Origin of the sequence: Enterobacter cloacae complex sp. OE43NF (assembly GCF_023544405.1) — a bacterium.
Lineage (GTDB): Bacteria > Pseudomonadota > Gammaproteobacteria > Enterobacterales > Enterobacteriaceae > Enterobacter > Enterobacter cloacae.
This window is the reverse complement of sequence record NZ_JAMJFW010000015.1, coordinates 34,265-47,212: the sequence shown is the minus strand read 5'-3', so window position 1 is coordinate 47,212 and position 12,948 is coordinate 34,265. Positions and strand designations below refer to the sequence as shown.

8 protein-coding genes are annotated in these 12,948 nt (G+C 55.6%); 2 read left to right on the top strand and 6 right to left on the bottom strand.

The annotated features are described in order from the left end of the window. Nucleotides 1-93 precede the first annotated feature (93 nt). A complete protein-coding gene (gene gss / locus M8370_RS09385) occupies nt 94-1,956 on the top strand; it encodes a bifunctional glutathionylspermidine amidase/synthase (protein WP_062856382.1) in 1,863 nt (620 codons plus the stop codon). Between the two features lie 47 nt (nt 1,957-2,003). Here gss and pgaD read toward each other — a convergent pair whose 3' ends face one another. The 4 genes from pgaD to pgaA are packed head-to-tail and all read right to left on the bottom strand — an operon-like array spanning nt 2,004 to nt 8,137. Then, complete coding sequence (gene pgaD, locus M8370_RS09380) at nt 2,004-2,432, bottom strand: poly-beta-1,6-N-acetyl-D-glucosamine biosynthesis protein PgaD (RefSeq protein ID WP_038420574.1); 429 nt, start codon at nt 2,430-2,432, stop codon at nt 2,004-2,006. Next, nucleotides 2,429-3,760, bottom strand: coding sequence for a poly-beta-1,6-N-acetyl-D-glucosamine synthase (pgaC, locus tag M8370_RS09375; protein ID WP_045293736.1), 1,332 nt, complete (start codon nt 3,758-3,760; stop codon nt 2,429-2,431). Before pgaC ends, pgaD begins: the two co-directional genes overlap by 4 nt. Further along, nucleotides 3,753-5,690: a poly-beta-1,6-N-acetyl-D-glucosamine N-deacetylase PgaB gene (gene pgaB, locus M8370_RS09370; RefSeq protein WP_214453432.1), complete on the bottom strand. Its 1,938-nt coding sequence runs from the start codon at nt 5,688-5,690 to the stop codon at nt 3,753-3,755. The genes pgaC and pgaB overlap by 8 nt, the downstream gene beginning before the upstream one ends. An 8-nt stretch (nt 5,691-5,698) precedes the next feature. After that, the gene (pgaA, locus tag M8370_RS09365; protein ID WP_250020809.1) at nt 5,699-8,137 is read right to left on the bottom strand and encodes a poly-beta-1,6 N-acetyl-D-glucosamine export porin PgaA; all 2,439 of its coding nucleotides are present in this window, start codon (nt 8,135-8,137) and stop codon (nt 5,699-5,701) included. Nucleotides 8,138-8,807: 670 nt separating this feature from the next. Here pgaA and M8370_RS09360 point away from each other — a divergent pair. Next, a complete protein-coding gene (locus tag M8370_RS09360; RefSeq protein ID WP_095427924.1) occupies nt 8,808-9,335 on the top strand; it encodes a helix-turn-helix domain-containing protein in 528 nt (175 codons plus the stop codon). A 78-nt stretch (nt 9,336-9,413) separates the two neighbouring features. On the opposite strand, the gene M8370_RS09355 is transcribed toward M8370_RS09360, so the two are convergent. Both M8370_RS09355 and M8370_RS09350 read right to left on the bottom strand, forming a co-directional pair. Then, complete coding sequence (locus M8370_RS09355) at nt 9,414-12,416, bottom strand: autotransporter outer membrane beta-barrel domain-containing protein (RefSeq protein WP_250020808.1); 3,003 nt, start codon at nt 12,414-12,416, stop codon at nt 9,414-9,416. A gap of 116 nt (nt 12,417-12,532) precedes the next feature. Continuing rightward, nucleotides 12,533-12,847, bottom strand: coding sequence for a lipoprotein (locus M8370_RS09350; protein WP_013098694.1), 315 nt, complete (start codon nt 12,845-12,847; stop codon nt 12,533-12,535). Nucleotides 12,848-12,948: the final 101 nt, after the last annotated feature.

The window sequence follows — 12,948 nt, the reverse complement described above, 5'->3', positions numbered from 1 at the left end:
GTATGATAACCCTACCTCTGTCAGGTTAATTACAACGTGCAGACGACGACAACCCTTCCAAAAATTGCCGCCTGCCTGTTTTAGGTTGGATACATGCGTAAAGGAAAGTTAAGCAGTGATGCGCCATTCGGGACGTTGTTAGGCTATGCGCCCGGTGGCGTGGCGATTTACTCTTCAAATTACGGCAGTCTGGACCCGCGTAAGTACCCGCAAGACGCGGATTTCCGCAGCTATATTGGCAACGAATACATGGGCCACAAGTGGCAGTGTGTGGAGTTCGCCCGCCGTTTTCTGTTCCTCAACTATGGCTTTGTGTTTACCGATGTCGGGATGGCGTGGGAGATCTTCTCCCTGCGTTTTTTGCGCCAGGTGGTGAACGATAATATTCTGCCGTTACAGGCTTTTGCCAACGGCTCGAAACGCGCGCCGCAGGCCGGGGCGCTGCTCATCTGGCAAAAGGGCGGCGAGTTCCATGAAACCGGCCATGTCGCGGTAATCACACAGCTTTTGGATGGTAAGGTCCGTATTGCCGAGCAGAATGTTATTCACTCCCCGCTTCCGCTCGGACAGCAGTGGACCCGCGAACTGCGCATGACCGTTGAGAACGGCTGTTACACGCTTCATGACACCTTCAGCGATACTGAAATCCTTGGCTGGATGATCCAGACGAACGACACGGAGCACAGCATTCCCCAGCCCGAACCTGACGGCGAACTGCTGAAAATCAGCGGTGCGCGGTTGAAGAATAAACGTCAATACGACGGAAAATGGCTCAACGAAAATGACGCCCTGCAGCAGGCCTACATCCGCGCCAACGGCCACGTTATTAATAACGATCCCTGCCACTATTTCACGATTACCGAAAGCGCCGAACAGGAGCTGATTAAAGCGACCAATGAACTGCATCTGATGTACCTGCATGCCACCGACAAAGTGCTGAAAGATGACAATTTACTGGCGCTTTTCGACATCCCCAAAATCCTCTGGCCGCGCCTGCGTCTCTCCTGGCAGTGGCGTCGCCACCATATGATCACCGGTCGTATGGATTTCTGTATGGATGAGCGCGGCATTAAGGTTTACGAGTACAACGCTGATTCCGCCTCCTGCCACACCGAGGGCGGGTTAATTCTGGAAGAGTGGGTCAAAAACGGCTATCGCGGCAATGGGCACAACCCGGCAGAAGGTTTGCTGGAGGAGTTGACCGGGGCGTGGAAACACAGCCATGCGCGTCCGTTCGTGCACATCATGCAGGACAACGATGTCGAAGAGGATTATCACGCGCTCTTCATTCAGCGCTCGCTGCTGCAGGCCGGGTTTGACACCAAAATTCTGCACGGTCTGGGCGCGCTGAGCTGGGATGCTGCCGGGCAGTTAATCGACGACGAAGGTCGCCACGTCAACTGCGTGTGGAAAACCTGGGCGTGGGAGACGGCAATCGAGCAGATTCGGGAGGTCAGCGAAACCGAATACGCTGCCGTGCCAATCCGTACCGGTCACCCGGCAGGCGAAGTACGGCTGATTGACGTCCTGCTGCGCCCGGAAGTGCTGGTGTTTGAACCGCTGTGGACGGTGATCCCTGGCAATAAGGCGATCCTGCCGGTGCTGTGGCAGCTGTTCCCTAACCACCGCTACCTGCTCGATACCGATTTTGAGGTTAACGCGCTGCTGAAACAGACCGGTTATGCCGTCAAACCCATTGCCGGCCGTTGCGGCAGTAATATCGATCTGATCAGCGCCCAGGATGAACTGCTGGATAAATCCAGCGGCAAGTTTGTCGATCGCAAGAATATCTACCAGCAGCTGTGGTGTTTGCCGAAGGTGGACGGCAAATATATTCAGGTCTGTACCTTTACCGTGGGCGGGAATTACGGCGGAACCTGCCTGCGTGGGGATGAAACGCTGGTGGTGAAAAAAGAGAGCGATATTGAACCGCTGATTGTGGTGAAGGATAAGTAACCGGGCAGAATCAGCATCCGCAGGGATAACCTGCGGATGCCTGAGGTTTATTCCTCGTCCTGCTGACTGATTTTCAAATCAATAATGCGACCGATCTGGTCATGATAGACCGTCAGCAAATTGTACTGGCTCATCTCTGAGATGATTTGCGGCGTCACGTTAAAGCTGCGGGCCAGCTCGTCGTGCTTAAGCGTTGCAGGGCGGTGATGTCGTCTTGCATGCGCGCGGCGGCGATTATATTGATACCACAGGATCAGCAGCCAGCCGTTTAGCGCGGCGATCAGTAAATAGATCAGCACCGTCTTAAAGGAGGCAATAATCACGCCCCAGCGGTAGTCGCTCTCGTTGGTTATCTGCATCCACAGGTTGGCATAGAGGAAAAAGAGAAATCCTCCCCAGGCCAGCAGGGTTAACGCTGCATCAAACAGCCGGGGCACCAGCCGATGTTCAGTCAGGATTAACGTGTTTTCGTTCATTGAATGCTCCCTTTACCTCTGTCCGGACTGATCCAGCGCGCGCGTGAGCGCTGGCGTTTAAGCATGACCTTTGGGAAGGCGACGAGGGTAGTGAACAGGCCGATCATCCAGTACACCATCGGAAACCAGATGATCCAGAAAAGCGAACTCGCCACGTTACGTTCATAGCGTCGCTCGATATACAAACTGACGAGGAACTGCAGCAGGCACATCACCCCCAGCAGGAGCCCGGTGAATTCCGGCGGGAACAGGCTCGTGACGGTCAGGTTTGCCGGGAGCGGCGTGAGGGAGCTGATAATAAATAACAGCACCGTCACCGCATACGCGAACGCCCACAGCGTTGACAGGGCGTACTCTAAAAACAGCGGCCACATGCGATGATGCTCCCAGCGCAGGATCTTGCGTAGATTGACCAGAAACACCTCCGCGCCGCCCTGAGCCCAGCGCAGGCGCTGTTTCCACAGCCCTTTTAGCGTCTCCGGCATCAGGATCCAGCACAGCGCGCGCGGCTCGAAAAAAATATCCCAGTGGCGAAGCTGAAGCTTCCAGCTGATGTCGATATCTTCGGTGATCATATCCGGGCTCCAGTATCCCACGTCCGCCAGCGCCTGACGGCGAAAGGCCGCGATGACGCCAGAGACGGTAAAGACCCGGCCATAGATCCGCTGCGTGCGTTTGATGAGTCCTATGATGGAGGAGAATTCGCCCACCTGAATGCGGCCAATCAACGTGGAGCGCGTGCGAATACGCGGGTTCCCGGTCACGGCGCCCACGTGGGGGTAGTGGATCAGCGGGGCAACCAGATAAGCGGCGGTATCGCGATCGAGCAGGGCATCGCCATCAATACAGACCAGAAGGTCTCCCCGGGCCGCCGCTGCGCCCGCTTTCAGCGCCACGGCTTTCCCCTGATTTTCCGCCAGATGAATGACGCGCAGACGCGGCTGCTCCTGCGCCAGCTGTTGCAGCACCTGCGCGGTGTTATCGGAAGAGCCATCGTTGATGGCGATGACCTCGATATTCGGGTAACGCTGGGCCAGCGCGGCACCGATCGTCTCCCGGGCGTTGCGTTCCTCATTGAAACAGGGAATGAGGATCGAAATTAACGGATCGCCCTCTAACGTCGGGGCGGGCGTTTTTCTGTTCCATGACCAGTGTCGTTCAAGCTGAAACCAGAAATAGAGCCCCCCGGTGATCCAGAATACGGACATGAACAGGGGCCAGAAGAAGACAAAATCCAGAATCAGTTCGCCGGTAAAGAGGGCGGCCACGCCTAATGGCAACCCAAATACCAGGCATAAAATTGAGAAGGCGATAAGGCGATCAGTCATTGTCAGGATACCAGTACGAAGAGAATTCAGGCCTGATACGGGAAAGATCAGGTTGGTTATGGATGAAATCGTCGGGGTAGTAACCGTAATGTTTGCTGCCGTTAAGCTGGAGCACGCGCATCCACTCCGCCAGGCGACTATCGGGTACGGCGCGTTGCGGTGTCTGCGCCCAGTCACGGGCCTGCAGCTCAAAAATGGTTTTATTCAGCGCGCCGGGGCGAGTGGCAACGGTGTTAACCAGGCGCGTTAGCCAGGCGTTGCTCTCGTCTGCCGGGACGGACTCCATCAGCGGCATGGCCATCGGCACCGTCCAGTCATACTCCGCCAGGAAGTCATCAAGATTCTGCGCAAACCACGCCTCGCTCGCTGGGTCGAGGATCGGCAGGGCGAACATATTGCGCGCGGTTTTTATCTGCGGACCGCGGATATGCTTCACCGCCAGGCTCAGGGCGTGGGTAAACCCGATTAGCGTCTGGCTTTTCTGGCGCGTTGTCTGCTGCCCGGCATCATCCTGATCCGTCAGCACCGCATCGTCATGGAACAAGATCCCATTGAAGCTGGCATAGCGGGCCAGATCTTCATAGATTTCGGTCACCTGCTGTCGAACCTGCGGATCCCACGGCGAAAGCCGGGTATAGGGCTCGGTGGCGACGCGTACCTGGCCCGTTTGCCGATCCCGACGCTGCACGCGCGGCAGTGCAGGGGAGAGATCGAACGAGAGAACCGGCATCCACGCGTAGACTTTTACACCCGCGCGGGTTTGCAGTTGCCAGGCGACAAAGTTAAAGAGATCGGCACGTACGGGCAGCCGACGGTTGGGGAAGTAGAGCGCGTTAATCGTACCGTTGCCGAGGGGATCGGAAAATGCCTGCAGGAAAACATGGCTGATTTTCATGTCGTAGACCCGCTGGATCAGCGTATTGATGTTTTTGGTCTGCTGAGCCGGGTCGGGGTCATAAACGTAGTCCAGATCGACATGCATCACGCGCACAGGGTCGGTCTCCTGAATCTGTGCGATGCTGCTGGCAAAGGCTTTAAGCGAGGGATTCCCGGAGATTAACAGGCGCGGGATGTTGTCCAGGTGACGCACATCTGCCAGCCCGTCCTCAAGGGTAAAGGCCAGCTGATAACCCTGCTGTCTGGCAATGGCGAGCGACGTGCCGTTGGCAGCACCGTAGGGCCACACCCAGGCACGCGGCGCTTTGCCCGTCACCTGCGCGATTTTTTCGGTGACTTTCCGCACGTCATCGCCGATGCGCTGGCTGAACTGCTGGTCAGTTTCGTAACGCCCTGTCGCGTTATCGTAAAAGCGGCTGGCAATAGCCGGTTCGCGGCTTCCCTGTGGATTGGCCGGTATACCGTAATGCGAAGCCCAGGTATGCGAGCCGATCTCAATCAGCGGGGACTGGCTTAACTCGCGCACCATGTCCCACGTCGCGAAACGGTCCCGGGGTGTCATCAAACCGCCAAAATTCACGTTTTGATGTGCTGGCGTATCCACCCAACTGCCTACCGGTGCCCACAGCGCCGGCACATTCCAGGCCTGGAGCAACGGCCAGACGCGGGTATAAAAACTGCTGTAGCCGTCATCAAAACTGAGCAGAAAGGCCTTTGGCGGCAGCGTTTTTTTACCGTCGTGGGCATCCAGAATATCCTGCACGCTGATGGCGTTATACCCGTTATGCACAAGCCAGCTTATCTGCTCGTTTAAGGCGCTGGTCCGCACGGAGAGATAGCGCTGATCGGCGGCGTCATCTTCCACATCGTGATAGGCCAGCACGAGAAAGTGATTCTTCGGCCAGGGTTTACTGGCTTCCGGCTGAGGTCTCTCGTTGGGCGAAATAAACGAAATGGCCTGGGCGCAGACGCTCGCGCTGAGGCATAACCAGCCGATGATGAGCAGGCCCACAGGAAAACGAATGGTCAACATATTCATCCTTAAAACCGTAAAGTCGCATCGAAAGTGACGGCGAGATTGCTTTCTCGTTTGCCGTCGTAAGGGCGCTTATCCCAGTTCAACATCACGCCGGTATCCACGACGTTGTTCCATTGAACGCGTTGCCCGTAGCCGAGCAGGGTGATGGCGCCAGCAGACTGATTTTTCTGCCAGTATCCTCCGGCTCCGGCGACCAGTTGCTGGCTCCAGAGGGTGTCGTAATAGCGGTACAGCTGATGATCGACGGACAACGCAGCCGTCGCGGACAGATCACGCTCGGGGTTGTAATAGAGCGTATCCCGCAGGCTATTCGCGCTGGCGGAGATGCCTGGTTCAAGATCCAGCGTCAGGGTCGGCGTTTGCCAGAGCTGCTCCTTGCCGGTGAGGGTGTACTCCTGTCGGCGGTTATGGTCGGAAAAATGGCTGATGGCGGCGCTGAGCTGGTACTCACGACGCTCGTTCTGATACCAGCGCACCCAGCCTTCTGCGCGGTCTGCACGGATCCCATTGCGTAACGCCCGCAACGGCGTGGTGCGTGACAGCCGTTCAAGGCTGCCGCCAGATTGCCAGCGATCGTTCAGGCTGTACTGACCGGAGAGGCGAGCGCCAGGCGTGTGGGTGCCGTGATAACGGTTGCCGGAGAGCTCCGCTTCAAGCCAGATATCCCGTGATCGCCATTCGACGCCGCCGACCAGATGGCGGCTGGTGCCTTTGCCTTCGTCAAAATTGCCCTCGGCAAAGCGGGTGCCGCCAAACAGTCGCCAGTTATCAGCGACTGGTGGGCCATAGAGCGTGGCGTCCCAGTTCAGATCGTGTGTCCCGCTGACCGGGTTGTCGGAGTGCAATCCCTTGCCTGCGTTCAGACGCAGTTCAGACATATGATGCACATTTCTGAGCCTGTCCAGGCGCTGGACGCTGCGGTCACGTGGCGCACGGGCGAGCACGTCGTCGGTCAGAAGTTCCATTTGTCGCCACTCCTGCAGATCCATCGCGACGTAAGCCTGCTGCTGCTCCAGCTCTGTATTTGACGGCTCCAGTACCTCCGCCATTTTGAGCTTTTGCTCTGCCGCCCGTGGCAGGCCACGAGCCTGAAGCAGGGCGGCATAATCAATCTGTAGCCCCTGGTTGCCGGGTGCCGTGGCAGCCAGACGGTGCGCCACGGCTTCTGCTTGCGGCAGGGCATGGGTTGCCAGCAAATACTGAAACGTGAGCGACTGGCCGATAAGCCATTGATCGTTGGGCTGGGCGGTTGGCGAGCCGTAATCGTAGCGAGCCCAGGGAACGTTGCGGGTTATCTGCGCAAGATAGTGACGGGCGGCCTGATACTGACCGGTGTCCAGATATGCATAGAAAAGCTGATGTTCTTCATCCTGCGGGTTACGCGCATAGTCAGGATACTTTTGCAGGAGTGCCAGGGCTGCATCGGCGTTTTGCTCCTGCAGATACGCAGAGATCACCCAGCCGATTGCCCAGCCCGGCACCGGATGGTGAGCTGACGTCAGCGCGCGATATTCAGCGATCGCCTGCGGGTAATCACCATGCGCATACAGCGCGCCAAGGCGGTCGACGCGGGCGCGAATGATATCTTCTGCCGCCTGCGGTTCGTGTTGCCAGCGGGCAAGCAGGGCGTCATAGCGATTCAGTGCGGCTTGCGCGAGACGCAGGCGCTCTTTTTCCGTCCGCCCAGGCGCATCGGCAAGGCGTACCTGTTCGGCGGCGGCGTTAAGTTCAAGCTGGCGCCGTTGTGCGGGCGGCAGAGAAATCCCCTGTGACAGCCGCAGGGCAGGCGTACTTACCCGGTTATCGTTCAGGGCGTCGACGAGCGCCCTGAGCAGTACGTGATTCTCGGGGGCGCTCTTCAGGGCGCGGGTGTCCGCTAATAGACGATCCCAGCTTTTCCCCTGGCGTAAGTACACATAGGCGAGCGTCTCAAGGTTTATCTGGCTGGGGTGGGCTGTTACCCGTTTTTGCGCTTCCTGCAGGGCCAGCCGATCCATGCGGGCATCGGCCAGGGTTTTGATATACCCGATACGGTAGTCGTCGTTCTCCGGTGCAAGGCTACAGGCCTGCTTCCAGAGCGCGAGCGCAGGTTGCCACTGCTTTTGATTTCTCCTGGATTGCGCGGCTGCGGCCACTCCCCGGGCGGGCAGGGGCATATAAACGTGATAACGCAACCACACCTCAATAACCTCATCATCGCGTCCCGCCCAGGAGGCAACCTGCAGCCAGTCTGCCACTTGTTCTGGCGTCAGAGCATGCTGTTGTTGATAACGCTGCAGGTAATGGAGAAACGAAGTGTAATTACCATTACGCGCCTGCTGAATCTGTTGTTCATATACGGATTCGGCAGCCTGAACCAGAATGGGAAACAGTAATAGCAGACACAATAATTTTGGAACGCGGTAAAAGAATAAAGTATTGAAGCGAAGTGATCTTTCCATATCTATTTGCCATTTGTTTATCATAAATCCATTGCGCAACACGGCCGCCTTTATACGTAGCGTTAAAGGCCATAAATGAGAGCGTAAAATGTGAATGCAGTTACGTTATGAGGTACTTACTTAAAGGTAATTATGGATCCTTATCGTTATGGACCGGTGAAAGGTAATGTACACCTGATATGTTGACGGATAAATATGTTGAAAAGCCGGGTTGTTGTTTTGAGATAATTCTGTATCCGGGTGATTTTTATGATTATTTTTAACGGAGTCTATATTTGTAATGCGTTGATATATAATGTATTTATTTTTATTGTGACGTTTTTGTTTATATTTTTAATGCGGCTTTGGTGCATAAATTAAAGTACTTTCTGGTGCATGTTTGGGAAGTTTCGTGACAAAAATTCTTAATATCTTGAGAGGTGACTTTTCTGCGATAGTTTTTTACTTATAATTAATAGCAGACATTGAGTGATAGTCTATGGGAAGTCTTACAAATCAATGTGCGTGTCGAGGGATGATCAAAGCCAGAATACATTTATCGTTCATGTAAAAGCGCTATAAAACGAAGGCGTCTTCTTTCTGAAGGGTCGTTCTTGCTTTAATCTAAAAGGGATGGTTAGTGGCAACTTCAATAGTGTTAGTGACACAGGATCGCTACCTCGTCAGAGGAATGAGGATATTTTTTCCGGATATTATCCTGCTGGACTCGATTGACAGAAAGATATTTGATAACAGTGCAGATGAATATTCTGTGCTGATTGACAGCCGTTCACCGCTCCGTCTGTATGATTATCTGATACGCCATCCGGCCAGAACGAGAAAAACAATCGGCTGCGTCATGCTCGATATGCGGCACCGGGAGGAGAATCAGCTCAGCATGAGGATGTTTATGAATACTGCGATTCCGGTGGCTGACATGGCGTCGTTGTTTAATCTGGTGCTGAATATGAAAGGCAGGCGCCTGACGACCAAATGGCTGCTTAACTTACGGTTGAGTACCCATGAAGCGATTATGCTGCGGTTGCTTAGGGCGGGCATGTCGATGGAAGAGGTGGCGGAGGAACTGAACACCTCGATTAAAAGCCTCTACCGGACGCGAACGGCGCTCTCTGAACGACTGGGGGCGGAGAATTTTAACGAGGCGTGTTTGTTTATCTTTAAAAACAAACTGCTGGATGGAGATGGGAACGATCCCTGATTGGGTCATAGGCCAAAAAAAACCGCCACGAAGGCCGGGTCGACGTAGCGCAACCCGGCACTTCAGCGTTGATATCAATCAGAACGACCAGCGCAGATTAGCGTTAACCGAGTTGACGCGGGTATCGGCACCATATTGCCCCTGATAGCCCACATCCAGCGTCGCAGCACGCGACAGTTGTACGCTCACGCCGATATCACCCACCATCACGTCCTCATCCACGGCCTGACCCTGGGTAATGAACGCGTCGCTGCCCGCAAATGCCATACGCGAAGAGGTATTCTTATCGCCATAGGCGTGCTGCCAGCCCAACGAACCGTAGAGGTTAACGTTCTTCGGCAACCCGGTCACACCGCGCACCCCGAGGGTGGAATAGAAGGTGTTCATCGTTTCGTTACGTACGCTCAGCGCGGCGGCACCGCCGTCCTCCCTGAAACTGTCGGTATGCAGTCGAATCCAGGAGAGGTTAACAAAGGGCTCGACATTCATCTCTGGCTGGCCGAAGCGGTAGCCCGCTTCGGTGAACGCCAGCAGCGAGTTGGCGTCGTAATCAGACTTCAGCCGATCCGAGAAGCCGCTGAAATCAACATTGCGCTCGCCTTCGATCTTGTGCCAGGTGTAACCCAGTGCGCCGCGAAGGGAGAACGCATCCTGTTGACCCGCTGCATACAGGCCGAGGTGATAGTTGTCGGTATCTGTTGAGGAACGACGGCTGTCGACGTCGTAATCACCGCGGCTGTAGCCGAAGTAACCACCGACACGTACGTTATGATCCGCCAGCTTACGATCTGCCCCCAGCAGGAAACCGGTGGTGTTGCCGTCCAGCTTGCCCACGTTACCGTCGCCGCTGTTTCGGCTCCAGGAGCTGAAGGTCTGGCCCCAGACGCCATTGTTTTGCGGCTCCGGCTGCTGCACCAGCGACATCGCTAACGGTGGTATCGGCAGGCTGTCGTTATCAAACGCGCGCTGCATACGCTGGTTTAACACGTTAAACACCTGCGTGCTGCCGGCTATCAGGTTGGATTGCATTGACGGATAAACTTCTCCGGACAGCTGGTTAAACGCCTCGCGCGCTTCCGGTGCGCTCAGCACCAGTAGCGAGTTATACAGCGCCAGCGACGGGCCGCTTTGCGTGAGCGTGGAGAGCGCGCCGGCGGTATTCCACTGGTTGCTGCTCTTTGCCACGGTCTGGAAAATCCCTGGCTTGCCGCTGCCGGGGTTTTCTCCTCCCGGGTTCTCACCACCCGGGTTTTCACCGCCGGGGTTTTCTCCTCCTGGATTCTCACCCCCCGGGTTTTCACCTCCAGGATTCTCGCCGCCGGTCTCTTTCTGCGCGATGGTCAGATCGACGGCGTCGGTGCTCTGCTTAAGCGCCACGTCCAGGAAGGCGGATTTGGAAATCGCTCCGGCGAACTGGCCGTCAATACCCCCGTTCGAGGTTAAAATGCGATAGCTTTGGCCCGTTTTGTAGCTGGTTTGCGGATCCAGCGCGGTGACCTGTACCTTAGCCTGATTGCTGATGGTGGTTTTGCCCGATACCAGCAGTTGGTCACTGCGGCCATCTCCCGCGATATCAACGTCATAGAAGGATTCGCCGATAAAATTCAGATAACGTTTCAGCGTCAGCGTGCCGATATCGCCATCCCCTGGTGAGATATGCCCGCCGGACAGGATCTCAGTCTGGCCCAACGTGCCGTTCCCCCCCAGCGTGCCACCGGCCTTGATTGACGCGGCGCTACTGTAACCTTGTCCGTTGTTAACGTCGGATCCCGCCGTTGCGTTGAGGATCAGCGTACCGCCGTTCTCGGCGCTAAGGGTCTGAATCTCAAAAATATCGTCTTCTGGCTGGGTGTTGATGTTGCTGGCAATAATGACTTTGCCACCGCGCGCGGTCACGTTCGCCTGAAGCGCTGAAAGATCGCCGTTCAGCGTTGTCTGCCCGGAGGTATTTATCACCTCACCTTCGCCGCTCATCTTGTTGCTGAAGATGTAATTTTCGTCGGTATGGTTGAAATAGACATAACTGCCGAATAGCCCGCCACGCAGGCTGATTGCCGTCTTCGCATCGAGGGTACCCGCGCCGCCTGCCGTACCAAGCGTTGGCTCAGTTATACCCGTGCCGGTGTCCATGTTGCCGCGGCTGCCGATGATGAGCGCCCCCCGGTTCGAACCGGAGCCCGATGTCCCTACAATCAGCGCATTGCTGCCTGCGGAAAATGAACCACCGTCAATAACCGACAGCACGCCATTGCCATAATCGCCCACGCTAACGCTGCTGTCGCTGGTAAAGCGCGAGTCTTTGCCCGCAATAACCAGCTCGGCGGTTTTTCCGGCCCCGGAGACGCCCGCCACCTGCACGCCGCCAACGTTAACCGCTCCGCCGTTCAGCACGTCCAGGTCGCCATTAAGCGTCAGCGTACGGCCAACATTCCACTGTGAGCCGCTCCCCGTGACGGTGGCTTTCGGGCTCAGTGTGTCGGTTTCATCTGGCCCGGTACCATTGCCGATGCGCGCATCGTAGGTGGTATTGAGCGCGGCGCCGTCCTCAATCGCCAGCGTGGAGCGTGCGCCCAGATCGGTACCTACGCTAAGGAAATTACTGGTTACGCGAGATCCGGCGCCCGTGGCGATAAGTTGGCTGTCGTAGCCGCGGGTGGTGCCGACAACGATCTCTTTCGCGCTCGCCAGCGCGCCCTCTTCGACTCGCAGGGTGCCGAGGCCAAGATTCAGGTCGCCGCGCAGGACGTACTGATCGTTCACCGCGTTAAGCTCAGCGTTTGGCCCACGGACTGTGACCACGCTTTCATAAATCTGGCCGTCGAACAGCCGACCGATATTGATGTTATAGGCGGTGATTTTGCCATTATCGATCAGCAGGTTTCCGCGTTGATTGCGTCCAACGTAAACGTCTCCGGTGTAACCCAGCGTTTCGGTAATACGTGAGTCGCCATCAAAAATGGCATCGGCTGCACGCGCGAAATCGGCAGGTGAAAGCAGTAACAGCGGCGCGGAAAATAGAGCGAGGTAAAGCCTGGAAAGCGGCGTCTTTACCGCTAAAGAATGCGATGTAGAGTTATTCACAGGGTATCTCCGTACTCATTAGCGTGATGTCTGGAAAATCGGTTTTATATGAAAAATGCGATACGACAGAAAAAGTAAAAGGCGTAATATGTGTACGCCTTTTGATGTGAAGTTAATTATTTATGGGTGACCACAGGTGTACAGGTTGGCGCGCTCAGCGTCGGGGCGGATCCTAAAATCCCTGGCATCATCATCGATGAGCAATCGAAAATACGCCCTTTTTCCGTCGTAGCGCGATAAGACAGCTTTTGCCCTCCCAGTGCATCCGGTTGGGCGCCATTAACATTGGTTACGGTTATTTCATCCGATGAGCCCAGCCCCAGCATTTTAGCGGTTTCCGCCTGCAGAAGTGGAATGGCCTGATCGGTTTTTAGCGTGGAACAACCGGCTAGCATCAACGTAACGGTTAAAAAGAGTAGTGGTTTTTTCATAAATTATCCTTTATATCCAATCAGTTAATTTCGCTGATTGTATTTATGTTTTCTATTACTCAAATCTGCGAATAATATATTTCTCTTTCCTAATCGAAAAA

Coding starts and splice junctions, on each gene's coding strand:
- pgaA (WP_250020809.1), bottom strand. CDS start 8,137: ATGGAAAGATCACTTCGCTTCAATACTTTATTCTTTTACCGCGTTCCA.
- gss (WP_062856382.1), top strand. CDS start 94: ATGCGTAAAGGAAAGTTAAGCAGTGATGCGCCATTCGGGACGTTGTTA.
- pgaB (WP_214453432.1), bottom strand. CDS start 5,690: ATGTTGACCATTCGTTTTCCTGTGGGCCTGCTCATCATCGGCTGGTTA.
- pgaD (WP_038420574.1), bottom strand. CDS start 2,432: ATGAACGAAAACACGTTAATCCTGACTGAACATCGGCTGGTGCCCCGG.
- M8370_RS09360 (WP_095427924.1), top strand. CDS start 8,808: ATGAGGATATTTTTTCCGGATATTATCCTGCTGGACTCGATTGACAGA.
- M8370_RS09350 (WP_013098694.1), bottom strand. CDS start 12,847: ATGAAAAAACCACTACTCTTTTTAACCGTTACGTTGATGCTAGCCGGT.
- pgaC (WP_045293736.1), bottom strand. CDS start 3,760: ATGACTGATCGCCTTATCGCCTTCTCAATTTTATGCCTGGTATTTGGG.